The 19,515-nt window shown below is 73.9% G+C and carries 17 protein-coding genes; 12 read left to right on the top strand and 5 right to left on the bottom strand.

Annotated features, from left to right (window positions below):
* Nucleotides 1-79: 79 nt before the first annotated feature.
* From egtD to E4198_RS09630, 5 genes are all read right to left on the bottom strand, one after another.
* The gene (egtD, locus tag E4198_RS09650; protein WP_136182809.1) at nucleotides 80-1,051 is read right to left on the bottom strand and encodes an L-histidine N(alpha)-methyltransferase; all 972 of its coding nucleotides are present in this window, start codon (nucleotides 1,049-1,051) and stop codon (nucleotides 80-82) included.
* Entirely contained in the window at nucleotides 1,048-1,890 is an 843-nt protein-coding gene (gene egtC, locus E4198_RS09645) for an ergothioneine biosynthesis protein EgtC (protein WP_136182808.1), read from the bottom strand. Before egtC ends, egtD begins: the two co-directional genes overlap by 4 nt.
* Nucleotides 1,890-3,254, bottom strand: a complete 1,365-nt coding sequence (egtB, locus tag E4198_RS09640) for an ergothioneine biosynthesis protein EgtB (RefSeq protein ID WP_136182807.1) — start codon at nucleotides 3,252-3,254, stop codon at nucleotides 1,890-1,892. Before egtB ends, egtC begins: the two co-directional genes overlap by 1 nt.
* Entirely contained in the window at nucleotides 3,251-4,735 is a 1,485-nt protein-coding gene (gene egtA, locus E4198_RS09635; protein ID WP_136182806.1) for an ergothioneine biosynthesis glutamate--cysteine ligase EgtA, read from the bottom strand. Before egtA ends, egtB begins: the two co-directional genes overlap by 4 nt.
* 385 nt (nucleotides 4,736-5,120) lie before the next feature.
* Complete coding sequence (locus E4198_RS09630; RefSeq protein ID WP_168711407.1) at nucleotides 5,121-6,290, bottom strand: MalY/PatB family protein; 1,170 nt, start codon at nucleotides 6,288-6,290, stop codon at nucleotides 5,121-5,123.
* A 55-nt stretch (nucleotides 6,291-6,345) separates the two neighbouring features.
* Here E4198_RS09630 and E4198_RS09625 point away from each other — a divergent pair, with 55 nt between their 5' ends.
* From E4198_RS09625 to alr, 12 genes are all read left to right on the top strand, one after another.
* Entirely contained in the window at nucleotides 6,346-7,974 is a 1,629-nt protein-coding gene (locus tag E4198_RS09625; protein ID WP_136182805.1) for an ATP-binding cassette domain-containing protein, read from the top strand.
* Nucleotides 7,975-8,414: 440 nt separating this feature from the next.
* Entirely contained in the window at nucleotides 8,415-8,858 is a 444-nt protein-coding gene (rplM, locus tag E4198_RS09620) for a 50S ribosomal protein L13 (protein ID WP_027763362.1), read from the top strand.
* Nucleotides 8,859-8,899: 41 nt separating this feature from the next.
* Nucleotides 8,900-9,403 carry a 30S ribosomal protein S9 gene (gene rpsI, locus E4198_RS09615; protein ID WP_027763361.1) on the top strand — a complete coding sequence of 168 codons (504 nt, stop codon included), beginning with the start codon at nucleotides 8,900-8,902 and terminating at the stop codon, nucleotides 9,401-9,403.
* A gap of 173 nt (nucleotides 9,404-9,576) precedes the next feature.
* A complete protein-coding gene (gene glmM / locus E4198_RS09610) occupies nucleotides 9,577-10,938 on the top strand; it encodes a phosphoglucosamine mutase (protein WP_136182804.1) in 1,362 nt (453 codons plus the stop codon).
* Between the two features lie 249 nt (nucleotides 10,939-11,187).
* Nucleotides 11,188-12,189: an ATP-binding cassette domain-containing protein gene (locus E4198_RS09605; protein ID WP_136182803.1), complete on the top strand. Its 1,002-nt coding sequence runs from the start codon at nucleotides 11,188-11,190 to the stop codon at nucleotides 12,187-12,189.
* The gene (locus E4198_RS09600) at nucleotides 12,186-12,995 is read left to right on the top strand and encodes an ABC transporter permease (protein WP_136182802.1); all 810 of its coding nucleotides are present in this window, start codon (nucleotides 12,186-12,188) and stop codon (nucleotides 12,993-12,995) included. Before E4198_RS09605 ends, E4198_RS09600 begins: the two co-directional genes overlap by 4 nt.
* Before the next feature lie 112 nt (nucleotides 12,996-13,107).
* Nucleotides 13,108-13,359 carry a hypothetical protein gene (locus tag E4198_RS09595; protein ID WP_247597614.1) on the top strand — a complete coding sequence of 84 codons (252 nt, stop codon included), beginning with the start codon at nucleotides 13,108-13,110 and terminating at the stop codon, nucleotides 13,357-13,359.
* A gap of 36 nt (nucleotides 13,360-13,395) precedes the next feature.
* A complete protein-coding gene (glmS, locus tag E4198_RS09590) occupies nucleotides 13,396-15,243 on the top strand; it encodes a glutamine--fructose-6-phosphate transaminase (isomerizing) (RefSeq protein ID WP_136182801.1) in 1,848 nt (615 codons plus the stop codon).
* A gap of 16 nt (nucleotides 15,244-15,259) precedes the next feature.
* Nucleotides 15,260-15,628: a holo-ACP synthase gene (locus tag E4198_RS09585; protein ID WP_136182800.1), complete on the top strand. Its 369-nt coding sequence runs from the start codon at nucleotides 15,260-15,262 to the stop codon at nucleotides 15,626-15,628.
* A gap of 82 nt (nucleotides 15,629-15,710) precedes the next feature.
* Nucleotides 15,711-17,150 carry an NAD(P)H-hydrate dehydratase gene (locus E4198_RS09580; protein ID WP_136182799.1) on the top strand — a complete coding sequence of 480 codons (1,440 nt, stop codon included), beginning with the start codon at nucleotides 15,711-15,713 and terminating at the stop codon, nucleotides 17,148-17,150.
* Between the two features lie 113 nt (nucleotides 17,151-17,263).
* On the top strand, nucleotides 17,264-18,238 hold the full coding sequence (locus E4198_RS09575) for a L,D-transpeptidase (RefSeq protein WP_247597613.1): 975 nt from the start codon (nucleotides 17,264-17,266) through the stop codon (nucleotides 18,236-18,238).
* A gap of 44 nt (nucleotides 18,239-18,282) precedes the next feature.
* On the top strand, nucleotides 18,283-19,512 hold the full coding sequence (alr, locus tag E4198_RS09570; protein WP_136182798.1) for an alanine racemase: 1,230 nt from the start codon (nucleotides 18,283-18,285) through the stop codon (nucleotides 19,510-19,512).
* Nucleotides 19,513-19,515: the final 3 nt, after the last annotated feature.

Raw genomic sequence — 19,515 nt, 5'->3', positions numbered from 1 at the left:
CGCCGCATCCTAAGCCGTACTCCGCCGCACGCGTGCGGCGGAGTACGGCTGTGTGGGCCCGAGGAGCGGGGGGTGCGGCCTACGCGGGCGAGGCGAGGGACAGGGCGAACCGGCCGCCCGGATCGGTCCACCAGTGCCGCAGGGTGAGGCCGGCTGCGGACAGCTCCTCCCGTACGCCCGCCTCGCGGAACTTGGCCGAGACCTCGGTGCGCAGCTCCTCCCCGGCCGCGAAGTCGACCGTCAGGTCCAGGGCCGGGATCTTCGCGGTGACCGCGCTCCGCGCGCGCAGTCGCATCTCGATCCATTCGTGTTCCGCGTCCCAGACGGCGACGTGGTCGAAGTCTTCGGGTGCGAAGTCGGCGTCCAGTTCGCGGTTGAGCACGGCGAGCACGTTCCGGTTGAAGGCGGCGGTGACGCCCTGCTCGTCGTCGTAGGCGGCGACCAGGGTCGCCGGGTCCTTGACCAGGTCGGTGCCCAGCAGCAGCGCGTCCTCGTCGCCGAGCAGCGAGCACACCATACGGAGGAAGCCGGCGCGTTCCCCTGGAACCAGGTTGCCGAGGGTGCCGCCGAGGAAGGCGATCAGGTGCGGGCCGGGGGTGGCGGGGAGCGCGGGCGCAGTGGAGAAGTCTGCGACCAGGGCGTCCACGGTGAGGCCGGGGTGGTCGCTGAGCAGGGCCTTTCCGGCGCCGGTCAGTGCGGACTCGCTGACGTCCACCGGTACGTAGTGCGGGGGGCCGCCGCGCGCGGTGAGGGCGTCGATGAGGAGGCGGGTCTTCTCGGAGGAGCCGGAGCCCAGTTCCACCAGAGTGCGGGCCCGGGTGACGTCCGCGATCTCGGTGGCGCGGGCCTGGAGGATCTCCCGTTCGGCGCGGGTCGGGTAGTAGACGTCCAGCCGCGTGATCTCCTCGAACAGTTCGCTGCCGCGGGCGTCGTAGAACCACCGCGGCGGCAACTCCTTGGGCCGCAGGGCGAAGCCCTGCTGCACGTCGGCGCGGAGGGCCGCGGCGGTGGCGTCCGGCGGCAGGGTGCGGGTGAGGGAGAAGGGGCTCACAGTGCGGGCTCCTGTCGCTGGGCACGGCGGGCGTGCTCCGTGCGGGCGTGCTGCGGGTGGACGGAGGGGTGAACCGGGCGGTCTCCGGCGTGCTCGTCGAGTGGGGTGAGGTGGACGGCGGACGGGTCGCCGGTGAGCAGATGGCGGTCGGGCACGGTCGCCCAGCGCGGGTCGTCGTCGTACGGCTCGGACGCCACGACGAGGGAGCGGTCACCGAGGTGCAGGTACCACAGCTCGTCGCCCCACGCGGTGCCGGCAATGGTGCGGCCGTCGGTGAGAAGGAAGTTGAGCCGGGAGGCGGGGGCCGCCGCGGCGAGTTCGCGCGTGACGCCTGCGAGGGCGTCGCCCGGGCTGCTCCCGGAGGACCGGAGCCGGTGCTGGACCAGTGCCCAGGCGAGCGCGGAGTCGCAGCGTGCCTCCAGGGCGAGCAGTTCGGCGGTGGAGAGGGTGGCGGCCGGGCCGACGACGGAGGCGGGCCAGCCGTCCAGGGCGCCGTTGTGGCTGAACAGCCACGACCCGGCGGCGTACGGGGCGGCGGCCGACTCGTCAGCGACGCAGCCCTCGGTGGTGTCGCGGACCGCGGCCAGCACGGCGTGCGAGCGGACCACCCGGCACAGGTCCTGGAACGACGGGTCGCCCCACACCGGCCCGGAGCGGCGGTAGCGGGCGGGCACCGGGTCGTCGGGCGCGTACCAGCCGGCGCCGAAACCGTCGGCGTTGACGGTCCCGTACCGCTGCCGGCGCGGAGCCCAGGACTGGCGGTACAGCGAGTGGGCGGGGGCCAGCAGCACCTCGCGCAGTGCGACCGGCGGCCCGAGGTAGGCGAGGTGACGGCACATCAGGCGGTCACCTCCTCGCCGTCGGCACGGGGGCTCGCGTCGCGCGCGGTGCGGAAGCCGGAGAAGATCTGCCGCCGCACCGGGTGGTCCCAGTTGCGGAACGTGCCCCGGCAGGCGACGCCGTCCACGGCGAACGACCCGCCGCGCAGCACCTTGTAGTCGCCGCCGAAGAACACCTCGGAGTACTCGCGGTACGGGAACGCGCGGAAGCCCGGGTAGGGAAGGAAGTCCGACGCCGTCCACTCCCACACGTCGCCCATCAACTGCCGTACGCCCAGTGGGGACGCGCCCTCGGGGTAGGCGCCCGCGGGTGCGGGACGCAGGTGCCGCTGCCCGAGGTTGGCGTGCCGCGGGCCGGGGTCGGCGTCGCCCCACGGGTAGCGGCGGGACCGGCCGGTCGCCGGGTCGTGGCGGGCGGCCTTCTCCCACTCGGACTCGGTGGGCAGCCGTCGCCCGGCCCAGCGGGCGTACGCGTCGGCCTCGTACCAGCACACGTGCAGCACGGGTTCCTCGGGCGGCACGGGTTCGGTGACGCCGAACCGGTCGCGCAGCCACTGGCCGCCCTCCCGGGACCAGAACCGGGGCGCGTACAGACCGTACCGCCGTACGTGCTCCCAGCCGGCCTCCGTCCACCAGCGGGGGTCGTCGTAGCCGCCGTCCTCCAGGAAGCGGGCGTAGGCGGCGTTGGTCACCGGCAGGGTGTCCAGGAAGAACGCCGGAACGTTCCTGCGGTGGGCGGGGCGTTCGTTGTCCAGGGCCCAGGGCTCGGTGTCCGTGCCCATGACGAACGGCCCGCCCGGGACGAGCACCTCGGGCGGGAGGAGCGCCGCGTCGCCCGGTGCCGGGGGCGGCTGGGGAGCGGTCAGCGCCGCCGGGCCGCGGCGCAGCTGGTGGGTGATCAGCATCGTCTCGTCGTGCTGCTGCTCGTGCTGGGCGATCATGCCGAACGCGAAGCCGCCGTCCAGCAGACCGGTGCCGCGCAGCGGGCTGGCCTCCAGCACGTCCAGCGCCCGGCCGCGTACCTCGGCGACATAGGAGCGTGCCTCGGCGGGGGAGAGCAGCGGCAGGGAGGGGCGGGCGGCGCGCGGATGCTCGAAGGCGTCGTACAGCGGGTCGATGTCGGGCCGGATGGCCTCGCGTCCGCCCACGGCGCGGAGCAGCCACTGCTCCTCCTGGTTGCCAATGTGCGCCAGGTCCCAGACCAGCGGGGACATCAAGGGAGAGTGCTGCGCCGTCAGGTCGTGCTCGTCGACGCAGTCGGTCAGTCCGGTGGTGCGGGCGCGGGCCGCGAGCAGCGTCTCCAGGGCCCGGGCGCGCAGCACCTCGGGGTCGTACGGGACCGTCCGGTCCTCGGCGGTGGTCATGGGCGGCTCTCCCTCGGTACGTCCGTGGTGGTGCCGGCGGGGTCTGCGGGGTCAGCGAGAACGGCGGGGCGGGGGGTGCGCTGGGCGGTCGGGGGCCGCGGGCGCCACGCGTCCAGCACGTCGTCGGCGGGGCACCGGCCCCGCTCGACGTACCGCTCGCGGAACCGGTCGACGGCCGCCAGCACCTCCGGCCCGGCGCCGAGGCGGGGCAGCGCCTCGCGGCCGGCGGCGAAGCAGGCGCGGGCGGCGGCGTGCAGCTCCGGGTCGGTGAGCCCGTACCGCGCGGCGCGCCGCCACAGCGGGTTGCGCGGCGCGGGCGACGGCCCCGCCATGTCCCCCAGGGGCTTCAGCGTGCGGTAGACGCTCTCGGCGGCGGCCGGATCGTCGAACAGCGCCGTGGCCACCGCCGTCGGCACGATCCAGCCGTCGTCACCGGGCTGGGCGTCGATCATCCGCAGTTCCAGGTGCCCGCGCGGCCGCACGGGAGGGAACAGCGTCGTCAGGTGGTAGTCGAGATCCTCCACGGTGGGCGGCCGCGGACCGGCTCCGCGCAGCCAGGCGCGGAACGAGTAGCCGCAGTCCGGCGGGAGCTCCCACGGTTCGTCCGGTTCCGCCGCCCGGACGCACAGCACGGGGGCGTCCAGCGCGTAGGCGGTCCAGGCGGCGCGCGGGTCGCGGCCGGGCGCGGGGGCGAGGGTGCGGCCGTTGTCGATCGCCGCCCACACGGCCTGCCGGGTCGACCGCCAGCCGGTGCGCCGCCCCCGGTGCAGCGGAGAGTTGGCGAACGCGGCGACCAGAACGGCGCCCAGCAGGTGCGCCAGCAGCCAGCGGCGGGCGTAGCCGAGCGGTCCGGGCTCCTCCGTGCCCGCGTCCACGCACACCTGCACGGACGCCGAACTGCACATCATGGCCCGCCCGGCCGGTCCGGAGCGGTCGAAGTACGCCTCCATCGCGCGGTAGCGCGGTAGGTCCAGCAGGCGCCGGGACGGACGGTACGGATCGAGTCCGTGACCGACGAGGGCGAGGCCGTGCTCGCCCAGCCGCGCGCGTACGGCGGCCAGGTCCGTGTGGAGGGACCGGAGGCAGGAGGTGAGGGAGCCCGCGGGCAGCGAGCTGAGCTCGATCTGGCCGCCGGGCTCGACGGTGAGCGCGGAGCGCAGCGGCGTGGCGCGGAGAGCGGCGTAGGCGGCCTCGAACCGGGCCGGGTCGAGGGCGGTGCGGTCGAGCGGTGGGCGGTCGCCCTGCCGGCCGAGGGGCGGGCGGTCGAGCGGTGGGCGGGTGGGGGTCGTGGCGGCGCGCGGGTGCGGGCGTCGGGAGCCGGTGCGCCCCGGCGGAGGGGCGTGCAGGTCGTGCACCAGCCATTCGAGCTCCACGCCGAGACGGCGGGGCGGGCCGGTCTTGAAGCAGATGCCCCGGATGTGGGCCGCGGCCTCGTACTCGGTGAGCGGGCCTCCGCTCGGGACGGGATGCGCACGGGCCACGGAGGCTCCCCTCGCAGGTGAACGGTTCGCGGTGGCGTACGGCGTTCGTGGTGCGGGTCGCGGACGGTCACCGGCCGGCGCCCGTCCTCGGTCATCGTATGGCGGTTCCCCCTCGCCCGCGACGGCACACTTCCCGCCGCGCGGGACCACCGATTCCGGCCCCTCCCGGCCGCCCGCCCGCGCGTCCGGCGGGCCGGTCGGGCGGCGCGTTCCGCGGCGTGGACCGGGCCGGGCACGTCGGCCGGGAACCGGCGCTCCGCCTCGTTGCCGGGGCGGGGGACCGCGTGCGCGGGAGCGGGGAAGGGGAGGCATCCGTCCTTACACAGGGCAGCGCTCCGCTGTGGGGCACGGGACGCTCCGGGACGGCTCCTACCGCCCGGCGGCGTCAGCTCCGGGTGGCGGCCAGGCGGGTGACGGCCTCGGAGAGGATCTCCGGGGTCGTCCCGAAGTTGAGGCGGACGTGTCCGGCGCCCGAGGAGCCGAAGACGTGGCCCGGCACCACGGCGACCCGGCCCCGTCCCAGGAACGCCGCGGCCGGGTCGTCGCCGAGACCCAGTGCCGCGCAGTCCAGCCAGGCCAGGAACGTGCCTTCCGGCTCCCGCCACCGCACGTCCGGCAGTCGCTCTGCCAGCAGGTCCGCGAGCAGGGTGCGGTTCGCCGCCAGGCCGTCGAGCAGGGAGTCCAGCCAGGCTCCGCCGTCCCGCAGCGCGGCCACGTGCGCGAGCACGCCGAAGTGCGAGGCGCCGTTCTGCACCTCGGCGGGCATCCGGGCCAGGTCGTCGGCCGCCGCCTCGCCGGCCACAGCGACGGCGGCTTTGAGACCGGCCAGGTTCCACGCCTTGGACGCCGAGAACAGCGCGTAGCCGCGTTCCGCGCCCGGCACGGTCAGATAGGGGGTGAACGTCGCGCCCGCCGGGACCAGCGGGGCGTGGATCTCGTCCGCGATCACCCGCACTCCGTGCGTCTCGGCGAGCCGCGCCACGGCGGCCAGCTCGTCGGCCGTGTGCACCGTGCCGGTCGGGTTGTGCGGGCTGGACAGGAGGTACGCTGCGCGGCCCCCGCCCGTGACGGCCGTGCGGAACGCCGCATCCAGCACGTCGAGATCCAGCCGCCCGTCCGCGCCCAGCGGGGCCTCGACCAGCCGGCGCCCGAGCCGGGCCACGGTCTGGAAGAACGGCGTGTACACCGGCGGACTCAGGACCACCGCATCGCCCGGACGGGTGACCAGCCGCAGCAGCTCGGCCGCGCCCTGCATCACGTCCGGCACCAGCCGGATCCGGTCGGCCGGCACGCGCCATCCCCAGCGCTTCGCGGCGAAGCCGTCCAGAGCCGCCGCATAGGGGCCTGGTCCCTCCGCGTACCCGGTGTCGCCCAGGTCCACGGCCTCGCGCAACGCCTGCGCGATCGGCTCGGCGAGCGGCACGTCCATCTCGGCCACCCACAGGGGCAGCACGTCCGCGGGATGGGTGCGCCACTTCGTGCTCGTGCGGCGGCGCAGCTCCGTCAGGGAGCACTGCACCAGCGGGTCGGTCCGTATCGCCTCGGTGTCCGTCACGGGCCTCACGGTAAATCGGTTGGCCGCGTCGGGACAGACGGCCAGAATCGGCCGGATGGGACACGTCGAGGCGGCACATGTGGAGTACTTCCTTCCGGACGGGAGGATGCTGCTCGCCGACGCCTCGTTCCGCGTCGGCGAGGGCGCGTCGGTCGCGCTGGTCGGGGCGAACGGCGCCGGCAAGACGACCCTGCTGCGCCTGATCTCCGGCGAGCTGACTCCGCACGGCGGCACGGTCACCGTCTCCGGCGGACTCGGCGTGATGCCGCAGTTCGTCGGGTCGGTCAGGGACGACCGGACCGTGCGCGACCTGCTGGTCTCCGTCTCCCCGCCCCGCATCCGCACCGCCGCCCGCGCCGTGGACGAGGCGGAGCACGCGATCATGACCGTGGACGACGAGGCCGCCCAGATGGCGTACGCGCAGGCGCTCGCCGACTGGGCCGAGGCGCAGGGCTACGAGGCCGAGACGTTGTGGGACGTGTGCACCACCGCCGCCCTGGGCGTGCCGTACGAGAAGGCGCAGTGGCGCAAGGTGACCACGCTCTCCGGCGGAGAGCAGAAGCGCCTCGTCCTGGAGCTGCTGCTGCGCGGCACCGAGGAGGTGCTGCTGCTCGACGAGCCGGACAACTACCTCGACGTCCCCGGCAAGCGCTGGCTGGAGGAGCAGCTCCGGGAGACCCGCAAGACGGTGCTCTTCATCTCCCACGACCGGGAGCTGCTGGCCCGCGCCGCGGACAAGATCGTCAGCGTGGAGCCCAGCCCGGCCGGGAGTGACGTGTGGGTGCACGGCGGCGGCTTCGGCACGTATCACCAGGCGCGGCGCGAGCGGTTCGCCCGCTTCGAGGAGTTGCGCCGCCGCTGGGACGAGCAGCACGCCCAGCTCAAGCGGCTCGTGAACATGTACAAGCAGAAGGCGGCCTTCAACTCCGACATGGCCTCCCGTCTCCAGGCCGCCCGCACCCGGCTGCGGAAGTTCGAGGAGGCCGGCCCGCCGCAGGAGCCCCCGCGCGAGCAGGACATCCGAATGCGGCTGCGCGGCGGCCGCACCGGCGTACGCGCGGTCACCTGCGAGCAGCTGGAGCTGACCGGGCTGATGCAGCCGTTCGACCTGGAGGTCTTCTACGGCGAGCGGGTCGCCGTGCTCGGGTCGAACGGCTCCGGCAAGTCGCATTTCCTGCGGTTGCTCGCGGGGGACCCCGAGCACCCGGTCTCCCACACGGGGCGCTGGCGGCTGGGCGCCCGCGTCGTCCCGGGGCACTTCGCGCAGACTCACGCGCACCCGGAACTGGAGGGCCGCCGACTGCGGGACATCCTGTGGGAGGAGTACGCCCGCGACCGGGGCACGGCGATGAACGCGCTGCGCCGGTACGAGCTGACGGCGCAGGCCGAGCAACCCTTCGACAAGCTGTCCGGCGGGCAGCAGGCCCGCTTCCAGATCCTGCTGCTGGAGCTGGCGGGCACGACGGCGCTGCTGCTGGACGAGCCGACCGACAACCTGGACCTGGAGAGCGCGGAGGCCCTGCAGGAAGGGCTGGAACGCTACGAGGGAACGGTGCTGGCCGTCACGCACGACCGCTGGTTCGCCCGCTCCTTCGACCGCTTCCTGGTCTTCGGCTCCGACGGTCGCCTGCGGGAGGCGCCGGAGCCCGTCTGGGACGAGGGACGCGTCGCGCGGGTGCGGTAGGTCCGAGCCGCGAGGGCCGACGGGCGGCGTCGCAGCCCCTTCCGCACGCCGCCGCACGCCGAGAACCTGTCGTCGGCCGCGGCGGCCCCCGGCGGAAGCTCGGTGAACGAAGGGCGGAGGGGCGTGACGGCACGCGCGTGCGCCCGTGCGACGGGACCCGCCGTGGGCGGCAGCGCGGCGTACGCCGTCACCGTGTTTTGACCGGCGTTCGGCGGCCCGGTATTCTGCCAGTTCGTTGTGTGTATTGGCTTGCTCATTCTCACGTGAGGGGCCCTTACACCGGCCACACCGCCGGTCACCGGCGACCGCACTCCCGGACTGCGTCATCCGCGTGCGGTCGATGCTGTCGTGACCTGCACAGGTGGCCCTGTCAGGACCCGTCCCCACGGCCTAGCGGCCGGGGGAGACCACAGTTCACTGAAGAAGCGAAGGCCAATACCGTGCGTACGTACAGCCCCAAGCCCGGCGACGTTCAGCGCCAGTGGCACGTCATCGACGCCCAGGACGTCGTCCTGGGCCGGCTCGCCACTCAGGCCGCCACCCTTCTGAGGGGTAAGCACAAGCCGGTTTACGCGCCCCACGTCGACACTGGTGACTTCGTCATCGTCATCAACGCCGACAAGGTGCACCTGTCCGGCAACAAGCGGACCCAGAAGATGGCCTACCGCCACTCCGGCTACCCGGGCGGTCTGCGGTCCGTCCGCTACGACGAGCTGCTGGAGAAGAGCCCCGAGAAGGCCGTCGAGAAGGCCGTCAAGGGCATGCTCCCGAAGAACACCCTGGGCCGCCAGATGCTCTCGAAGCTGAAGGTCTACGCGGGTGACCAGCACCCGCACGCGGCCCAGCAGCCCGTTCCGTTCGAGATCAGCCAGGTCGCGCAGTAAGTCCGGCCACCCCTTACGACGAAGAGAATCTGAGGAGAATCGTGGCCGAGACCACCCCTGAGGCCCCTGTCGAGGACGTGCAGGAGTACACCACCGAGACCCCCGAGGCCCCGGCGGAGTACACCTCCGAATCCCTGGCGTCCAGCTTCGGCGAGCCGCAGCCGGCCGCCGGCACCGGTCGCCGCAAGAACGCCATCGCCCGCGTCCGGATCATCCCGGGCAGCGGCAAGTGGAAGATCAACGGTCGCACCCTCGAGGGCTACTTCCCCAACAAGGTGCACCAGCAGGAAGTCAACGAGCCCTTCAAGGTGCTCGAGCTCGACGACCGCTACGACGTCGTGGCCCGCATCGCGGGCGGCGGCATCTCCGGTCAGGCCGGTGCGCTGCGCCTCGGCGTGGCCCGTGCCCTCAACGAGGCGGACGTGGACAACAACCGCGGCCCGCTCAAGAAGGCCGGCTTCCTGACCCGTGACGCCCGCGCCGTCGAGCGCAAGAAGGCCGGTCTGAAGAAGGCCCGCAAGGGCACGCAGTACAGCAAGCGCTGACGCCCGCGCTGGCTGGAGCCGCCCTGCAGACGCCCCGTCGGCACCTCGGTGCCGACGGGGCGTCCGTCGTACGGGCGTACGGCCGGGGCGTGGGACGGAGGCGTACGGGGCGGACATCGGACATCGGTGGCGGAGCGGCGAGTCTCCGGCACCGCGAACGCGGAGGAACACACGTGGGACGACTCTTCGGTACGGACGGGGTGCGCGGCGTCGCCAACGAGGACCTGACGGCCGAGATGGCACTCGGCCTGTCGGTCGCGGCGGCGCACGTGCTCGCCGAGGCGGGGACGTTCGAGGGGCACCGCCCGGTGGCGGTGGTCGGACGGGACCCGCGCGCGTCCGGGGAGTTCCTGGAGGCCGCCGTGGTGGCCGGGCTGGCCAGCGCCGGCGTCGACGTGCTGCGGGTCGGCGTGCTGCCGACGCCCGCGGTCGCCTACCTCACCGGCTCGCTCGGCGCGGACCTCGGCGTGATGCTCTCCGCCAGCCACAATCCGATGCCGGACAACGGCGTCAAGTTCTTCGCGCGTGGCGGTCACAAGCTCGCGGACGAGCTCGAGGACCGTATCGAGACCAAGTACCGCGAGCACGCCTCCGGCGAGCCGTGGGACCGCCCCACCGGGGCCGGCGTCGGCCGCGTCCGCGACTACGACGAGGGCTTCGACAACTACGTCGCCCACCTCGTCGGCGTGCTCCCCAACCGCCTCGACGGCCTCAAGGTCGTCATCGACGGCGCGCACGGCGCGGCCGCCCGTGTCTCTCCCGAGGCGTTCGCCCGCGCCGGCGCGGAGGTCGTCGTCACGCTCGGCACCGAGCCCGACGGCCTCAACATCAACGACGAGTGCGGCTCCACGCACCTGGACGGCCTGCGCGCCGCGGTCGCCGCGCACGGCGCGGATCTGGGCGTCGCCCACGACGGCGACGCCGACCGCTGCCTGGCCGTCGACGCCGACGGCAACGAGATCGACGGCGACCAGATCCTCGCCGTCCTCGGCCTCGCCATGAAGGAGGCCGGCACGCTCCGCGGCGGGACCGTCGTCGCGACCGTCATGTCCAACCTCGGCTTCAAGCTGGCGATGAAGCGGGAGGGCGTCGAACTCGTCCAGACCGCCGTCGGCGACCGCTACGTGCTGGAGGAGATGAAGCGGAACGGCTTTACCCTCGGCGGCGAGCAGTCCGGCCACGTCATCGTCCTGGACCACGCCACCACCGGCGACGGTACGCTGACCGGCCTGTTGCTGGCCGCCCGCGTCGCGGCCACCGGTCGTACGCTGACCGACCTCGCGTCCGTCATGGAACGGCTCCCGCAGGTGCTGGTCAACGTGCGGGACGTGGACAAGGCCCGCGTCGGCACGTCGGCAGAGCTCGCGACGGCTGTCCAGGAGGCCGAGCGCGAGCTCGGCGAAACCGGGCGCGTGCTGCTGCGGTCCTCCGGCACGGAGCCGCTGGTGCGCGTCATGGTCGAGGCTCCCGAGCTGGACGTCGCCCGCGACGTCGCCGACCGTCTCGCCGACGCCGTCAAGCGCTCCCTCGGCTGACGTGTCCGGCTGACGCCTCCGCCTGGCGCCGGGCCCGCCGACGCCCCACGCGCGGAGCGCGGCGCATCGTCCCTCCGACACCCCCTTCCCGCTCGGCGGGACGGGGGTGTCGGTCGTGCTACGGGACGTCGGCGGGCCCTGCGCAAAGGTCGGGCAAATCCGGCTTCGATGAGAAATGTCAGTCGCAGGAGTCACAGTTGTGGAGAGTGGGTGCCACCCGGGCGCCCACGGACCACAAGGGACCACGCCATGAGTTACGCGATCCAGGCCGAGGGCCTGGCCAAGCGGTTCAAGGAGACGGAGGCGCTCGCCGGGGTGGACCTGGCGGCCCGCACCGGGACGGTGCTCGGCCTGCTGGGCCCCAACGGCGCCGGAAAGACGACCGCCGTCCGCATCTTCGCGACGCTGCTCCGCCCCGACGCCGGCCGGGCCACGGTCGCCGGCCACGACGTGGTGCGCGAGGCCGGCCTCGTCCGCTCGCTCGTCGGCCTCACCGGCCAGTACGCCGCGGTCGACGAGAACCTCACGGGCACGGAGAACCTCCTCCTCATCGGCCGCCTCCTCGGCATATCGCGGCGTGAGGCGAAGGCGCGGGCCGCCGAGCTGCTGGAGCGGTTCCAGTTGAGCGACGCGGCCGGCCGCGCCGTGAAGACGTTCTCCGGCGGCATGCGCAGGCGCCTCGACCTGGCGGCCAGCCTCGTCGGAAGGCCGCGGGTCCTCTTCCTCGACGAGCCGACCACCGGCCTCGACCCGCACAGCCGCGGAGAGCTGTGGGACATGCTGCGCGGCCTGGTGGCCGAGGGCGTCACCGCGCTGCTCACCACCCAGTACCTGGAGGAGGCCGACCGGCTCGCCGACGAGATCGTGGTCATCGACAAGGGCCGGGTCATCGCCGACGGCACGCCCGACGAGCTGAAGTCGGCCGTCGGCGGGCAGGTGCTCCAGTTGCGGCCGGTGCAGGCCTCCGACCTCGCCACCGCCGCCGCCCTGGTCGCCGAGGCGGCCGGTCCGCAGACCCAGATCGAGGGCGAGTTCATCACCGCGCCGGTGATGGAGCCGGAGCTGATGCCGGCCGTGGTCCGGCGGCTGGACCAGGAGGGGATCGCCGTCGGAGAGCTGGCGCTGCGCCGCTCCTCCCTGGACGAGGTGTTCCTGGCGCTCACCGGCCACCGGGCCGAGCCGGAAACGCAGAAGGACGAGGAAGCCGCCGCCGAGGAGTCCCTTGCCGAGCCCGTGGAGAGTGCGTCATGACCGCTGCGACGATCACCGCGCCGCTGACCAAGACCGGCCGGGTGCGTCCGGTGGCCGCGGTGCGGCAGACCGGCACCATGGCCTGGCGCAGCCTGGTCTCGGTGAAGCACAACCCGCTCGAACTGGTCGACTACAGCATCACGCCGATCATGTTCGTGTTCCTGTTCACCTACGTGTTCGGCGGCCAGATGGCCGGTTCGCCGGAGGAGTACCTCCAGTACGCGCTGCCCGGCATCATCGTGCAGAACACCTTGTTCATGTCGATGTACACGGCCATGTCCCTGAACAGCGACCTCACCAAGGGCGTCTTCGACCGGCTGCGCAGCCTGCCCATCGCGCGGTCCGCGCCGCTGTTCGGGCGGATCACCGCCGACCTGGCGAAGCAGCTGTGGGCGATGGTGCTGATGATCGGGCTCGGCGCGGCGCTCGGCTTCCGGATCACCACGGGTGTGGGCGGCTTCCTCGGCGCGGCACTGCTGCTGATGGTGTTCGCGGCCGCCGTGTCCTGGAGCGCGGTGCTGATCGGCATGCTCGCGGGCGACCCGGAGAAAGTACAGGTCTTCGCGTTCACGCTGATCTTCCCGATCACCTTCACCTCCAGCGCGTTCGTGCGGGTGGAGACCATGCCGGGCTGGCTCCAGGCATGGGTGGACATCAACCCGGTGACGCATCTCTCCGACGCGTTCCGCGGGTTGCTGGTCGGCGGTGAGGTCGGCCAGCCGGTGATGTGGTCGCTGGTGTGGGCGGCGGCGATCGCCGCGGTCTTCCTCCCCCTCGCCATGCGCGCCTACCGTTCGCAGGCGTGACGCGCCGACCGCGTGACGCTTCCCTCATTCACGCACGGGCGTGGGGAAAGGGTGTACGCACGCGCGGACTTCCACTACGTTTCCCTCACCCGCGACGCTCCCGGGGGGAGACATGCTCCACGTGCCCATCCCGCGCATGCGGCTGCGCCGCGGCCGTACGGACGTCGCCGGTCCGCCGCCCGGCCCGCACGGCCCCAGCGCGGTCTACGACGAGATCGCCGCCGAACTCCCCGACGAGGACCTGTCGGAGGATCTCGCCGACACCCTCGACCTCTACCGCAGCGGCAGCAAGCCACGCTGCGAGGAGGCCGAGTACCAGTACCTCATACAGGACGCCGTCGACCGGATGTCGCGCGAGGGGTGACCGGCGGGCGGTCCGCCGCAACGTAGGCTGCTGCGCATGTGCGGAATCGTCGGTTACGTGGGAGGGCAGTCCGCCCTCGATGTGGTCATCGCCGGCCTGCGCCGGCTGGAGTACCGGGGCTACGACTCGGCCGGAGTGGCGGTGCTCGCCGACGGCGGGATGGCTGCGGCGAAGAAGGCGGGCAAGCTCGCCAACCTGGAGAAGGAGCTGAGCGACCGGCCGCTGCCGAGCGGCCCTGCGGGCGTCGGTCATACGCGGTGGGCCACCCACGGCGGCCCCACCGACACCAACGCCCATCCGCACCTGGACAACGCCGGGCGCGTCGCCGTCGTGCACAACGGCATCATCGAGAACTTCGCCCTGCTCCGGGAGGAGCTGGCCGAGCGCGGCCACGAGCTGCTGTCCGAGACCGACACCGAGGTCGTCTCGCACCTGCTCGCCGAGTGCTTCTCCGCCAGTGGCGACCTCGCCGAAGCCATGCGGCAGGTGTGCCGTCGCCTGGAGGGGGCGTTCACGCTCGTCGCCGTCTCCGCCGACGACCCGGATGTCGTGGTCGGCGCCCGGCGCAACTCGCCGCTGGTCGTCGGCGTCGGCGACGGCGAGAACTTCCTCGCCTCCGACGTCGCCGCGTTCATCGCCCACACCCGCGAAGCCATCGAGCTGGGTCAGGACCAGGTCGTGGAGCTGCGCCGGGAGGGTGTGACGGTCACCGACTTCGACGGCGCCACCGCGGACGTGCGCCGCTACCACGTCGACTGGGACGCCTCCGCCGCCGAGAAGGGCGGCTACGACTACTTCATGCTGAAGGAGATCGCCGAGCAGCCCAAGGCGGTCGCCGACACCTTGCTCGGCCGCATCGACGCGGCTGGCGAACTGCGGCTGGACGAGGTCCGCATTCCCGACCCGGTGCTGCGCGAGATCGAGAAGGTCGTCATCGTCGCCTGTGGCACCGCGTTCCACGCCGGAATGATCGCCAAGTACGCGATCGAGCACTGGACCCGCATCCCCTGCGAGACCGAGCTGGCCAGCGAGTTCCGCTACCGAGACCCGATCATGGACTCGCGGACGCTGGTGATCGCCATCAGCCAGTCCGGTGAGACCATGGACACCCTGATGGCCCTGCGGCACGCCCGCGAGCAGGGCGCGAAGGTCCTCGCCATCTGCAACACCAACGGCTCGACCATCCCGCGCGAGTCCGACGCCGTGCTCTACACGCACGCCGGCCCCGAGGTAGCGGTCGCCTCCACCAAGGCCTTCCTCACCCAGCTCGTCGCCTGCTATCTGGTGGCCCTCTACCTGGGCCAGGTGCGCGGCACCAAGTGGGGCGACGAGGTCCTCGCCGTCATCAAGGAACTCTCCGCCATGGGCACCCATGTCGAGGAGGTCCTCACCACCATGGAGCCCGTGCGGGAGCTGGCGCGCGGCCTGGCCGACAAGAACACCGTGCTGTTCCTCGGCCGTCACGTCGGCTACCCCGTTGCCATGGAGGGCGCGCTCAAGCTCAAGGAGCTCGCCTACATGCATGCCGAGGGATTCGCCGCCGGCGAGCTGAAGCACGGGCCGATCGCCCTGATCGAGGAGGACCTGCCGGTCGTCGTGGTGGTCCCGTCTCCGCGCGGCCGTTCCGTCCTGCACGACAAGATCGTGTCCAACATCCAGGAGATCCGCGCCCGCGGCGCCCGCACGATCGTCATCGCCGAGGAGGGCGACGCGACGGTCCGCCCGTACGCCGACCACCTCATCGAGATCCCGCAGACGCCGACCCTGCTCCAGCCGCTGGTCGCCACCGTGCCGCTGCAGGTCTTTGCCTGCGAACTGGCCACCGCCCGCGGCAACGAGGTGGATCAGCCGCGCAATCTGGCGAAGTCCGTGACGGTGGAGTGACGGTCGGCGGGCAGGCATGATCATCGGGGTGGGCATCGACGTTGCGGAGATCGACCGGTTCGCGGCCGCGCTGAAACGCACGCCGCAGCTCGCGGACCGGCTCTTCGTCGACGCCGAACGGACGTTGCCGGACGGCGACCCGCGCGGCGTCGCCTCGCTGGCCGCGCGCTTCGCTGCCAAGGAGGCCCTGGCGAAGGCCCTCGGCGCACCGCGGGGTCTGCGCTGGACGGACGCGGAGGTCGTCGTCGCCGATTCCGGGCAGCCCTCCCTCGCGGTCCGCGGCACCGTCGCCGCCCGCGCCGCCGAACTCGGCGTCCGGCACTGGCACGTGTCCCTCAGCCACGATGCGGGCGTCGCCTCCGCCGTCGTCGTCGCCGAGGGCTGAGCCGGTCCCCGTCACGTCCCCCCGCCGGGCGGGTGGCTTCGAGGGTGCGTGCCGACGCGTCCCAGCGGTCACACTTGGACGCATGAGGACTGCGTACGACGTGGAGAGTGTGCGGGCGGCCGAGCGGGAGTTGATGGCTCAGCTGCCGGAGGGGGCGCTGATGCGGCGCGCGGCGGCCGGGCTGGCGGCGGCCTGCGCGGGCCTGCTGCACCGGACCTACGGTGCGCGCGTGGTGCTGCTCGTCGGCAGCGGTGACAACGGCGGCGACGCGTTGTACGCCGGCGCGCGGCTGGCGCGGCGCGGCGCCGGGGTGACGGCCGTACTCCTCGCACCGGACCGGGCGCACCCCGGCGGACTCGCCGCCCTCCGGGGCGCGGGCGGCCGTACGACGGGCCCGGACGCGGCCGGAACGGCCGTCGCGCGAGCCGACCTGGTCGTGGACGGCATCGTGGGCATCGGCGGCACGGGCGGCCTCCGTCCCGACGCGGAGGCGCTGGTGCGGCGCGTCGAGGAGGCCGGGGTGCCGGTGGTGGCGGTGGACCTGCCCAGCGGGGTGGACGCCGACAGTGGGGAGGTGTGCGGCGCGGCCGTACGGGCGGCTGCCACCGTGACGTTCGGCGCGTACAAGCCGGGCCTGCTGGTCGACCCGGCCGCCGGGCACGCGGGCGCGCTGCGGCTGGTGGACATCGGCCTCGGCCCGCACCTGCCGGAACGTCCCGAACTGGAGGCGCTCCAGCACCCCGACGTGGCCGCGTTGCTGCCGCGGCCGTCCGCGGAGAGCGACAAGTACCGGCGTGGCGTCGTCGGCCTGGTCGCAGGCTCCGCCCGTTACCCGGGGGCGGCGGTGCTGGCCGTCGCGGGCGCCCTGCACGGCGGCGCCGGTGCGGTGCGGTACGTCGGTCCGGCCGCCGACGACGTGGTCCGGCGGTTTCCGGAGGCGCTGGTGTCGGACGCGGCGCCCTCCAAGGCGGGCCGGGTGCAGGCGTGGGTGATCGGACCGGGCCTCGGCGACGGCTCGGGACCGCAGGGCGCGCTGGAGGACGTGCTGGAGTCGCCCGTCCCGGTCCTCGTGGACGCGGACGGGCTGCGACTGCTCGACCCCGCCGCGGTGCGGCGCCGCGAGGCGCCCACCCTGCTGCCCCCGCACGCCGGCGAGGCGGCGGCCCTGCTGGGCGAGACCCGCGAGGAGGTCGAGGCCGGGCGTCTGAAGGCCGTGCGCGCACTGGCGTCCCGGTTCGGCGTGACGGCCCTGCTGAAGGGCTCGACGACCCTGGTCGCCACACCGGACGGCGCCGACCCGGTGCGCGTCAACCCCACCGGCACGCCGCGACTCGCCACGGCGGGGACGGGCGACGTGCTGTCCGGTCTGATCGGCTCGCTGCTGGCGGCGGGCCTCGCTCCGCGTGACGCCGCGGCCTGCGGCGCCTATCTCCACGGACTCGCCGGCCGCCTCGCCCCCACCCCGCCGTCCGCCGGCGACGTCGCCGCCGCCCTCCCCCGGGCCTGGTCCGACGTCTCCTGACCCGCCCCGTGCCGCCCGCCGCGGTTGCTCCCGGCGGGGGAAAGGCGGGCCGCAGCGGGGTGAACGCGGGGAACTCCGTGCACGGCGGACGCGGGGTGCGGGAGGGGTGGGGCGTGCACTCGACGAACCCACGCAAGCGCCCACGTCTCCGCGCGGCCCTGCTGGCCGCCCTGACCGCCCTGCCCCTGGTCCTCGCCGGCGGCGCCGCGACCGCCGCACCCGGCGACGGCCCGATGCCCCGCGGCCACGTGCCCGAGGCCGACCTCGTTCCCGGCTACCCCCTGCCGGAGAAGCAGCCGTACCAGCGGGGCACGCCCGACCAGGGATCCTTCCCGCCGAGCACCGCCGGGGACGGTCCCGGCTCGGCCGCCCCGGAGGGCTCCACGCGGGCCCGTCCCACGCCCCGCACGCCGGGCGCCGAGTACGCCGTGCGGAGTTCGCTGATCGAGTACGTGCCGCCGGGTGAGCAGATCCGCGCGGACGAGCCGAAGCCGAAGCTGCCGCCGTGCACCGCGTCGACGGGCCCGTACCAGCTCTTCGTGGAGCGCTACCTGGGGCTGGAGGAGGACGGTGTGCAGTCGAAGGCCGACTGCAGGGCGATCCAGGAGTGGCAGACGAAGGTCGGCATCTACCCCAACAGCGGTTTCGCGGGGCCGGTGACCTGGAAGGTGATGACGCTCCGCTGGGCGCGCGCCCACCCCGAGAAGCTGCGCGGCTGTCCGCGCCGCGACGGCGTCGTGGCCTGCCTGGACCTGAGCCGGCAGATCATGTGGGTGCGGGACGGGGACCGGATGATCTACGACCCGGTCCCGATCCGCAGCGGCAAGCCGGGCTACGAGACCCGCACCGGCTGGCACGACGTCTACCTGCGGGTGCGCCACGAGCACTCGACGCTGTACGACTCGCCGATGCCGTTCAGCCAGTACTTCGACGGCGGGCAGGCGCTGCACGGCGTGTACGACGACCTCTACACCGGCCCCGGCTCGCACGGCTGCGTCAACCTCCGTTACGAGGACGCGGAGCGGCTGTGGCAGGTGCTGGGCAAGGGCGACCGGATCTACGTGTGGGGCGCCAAGCCCGAGCGCTGACGTCGCCGGGAGCCGTCGGGTGCGGCTCCTGAGAGACTGGGCGCGTGAACGACACGGACCTCACGCCGCTCCCGGCACCGTCCCCGCCGCCGGCGGGCACCAGGCGCGCCCGCGCCGAGATCGACCTCGGCGCGGTGCGCGCCAACGTGCGTGCGCTGCGCGGGTACGCGGCGGGCGGCGCCGGCCTGATGGCCGTGCTGAAGTCCGACGGGTACGGGCACGGCGCCGTGCCGTGTGCCCGGGCCGCACGGCAGGCGGGCGCGTCCTGGCTGGGCACGGCCACCCCCGAGGAGGCGCTGGCGCTGCGCGCGGCGGGTGACACTGGCCGCATCCTGTGCTGGCTGTGGACACCGGGCGGCCCGTGGCGGGAGGCGATCGAGGCCGACCTGGACGTGTCGGCGAGCGGCCGCTGGGCGCTGGAGGAGATCCGCGCCGCCGCCCGCGCCTCCGGCGTCACGGCGCGCGTGCAGCTCAAGGCCGACACCGGGCTGGGCCGCAACGGCTGCCAGCCCGCCGACTGGCCGGACCTGGTGTCCGCCGCCCGTGCCGCCGAGGTCGAGGGCACGGTGCGGGTCACCGGCGTCTGGTCGCACTTCGCCTGCGCCGACGAGCCCGGCCACCCCTCCATCGCTCTGCAACTCGCCGCCTTCCGGGAGGCGCTGGCGACCGCCGCCCGGGCCGGGCTGGACCCGGAGGTGCGGCACCTGGCCAATTCGCCGGCCACGCTGACGCTGCCCGCGTCGCACTTCGACCTCGTACGGTCCGGGGTCTCGGTGTACGGCCTGTCGCCGTCGCCGGAGGTGGGCGTCGCCGCGGACCTCGGGCTGCGCCCGGCGATGACGTTCAGCGCGTCGCTGGCGAACGTCAAGCGGGTGCCGGGCGGGCACGGCGTCTCGTACGGGCACACGTACACCACTCCGGGCGCCACGACGCTCGCGCTGGTCCCGGCCGGCTACGCCGACGGCGTGCCCCGGCACGCGTCGGGCACCGGTCCGGTGCTGGTCGCCGGGAAGCTGCGGACGGTGGCCGGGCGGGTGGCCATGGACCAGTTCGTCGTCGACCTCGGCGGGGACAGCGCGCAGGCGGGGGACGAGGCGGTGCTCTTCGGGCCCGGCGACCGGGGCGAGCCGACCGCCGAGGACTGGGCCCGTGCGGTGGGCACCATCGGGTACGAGATCGTCACCCGCATCGGCACCCGCGTGCCCCGCGTGCACGTGCACGCCCAGGCGCCGGAAGCCGGCGAGCCAGGCGCGACCGAGCCGGTCGGGGGCTGAGGG

Origin of the sequence: Streptomyces sp. RKND-216 (genome assembly GCF_004795255.1) — a bacterium.
GTDB lineage: Bacteria > Actinomycetota > Actinomycetes > Streptomycetales > Streptomycetaceae > Streptomyces > Streptomyces hazeniae.
The sequence above is the reverse complement of the archived record's forward strand: the minus strand, read 5'-3'. Positions and strand labels throughout refer to the sequence as shown.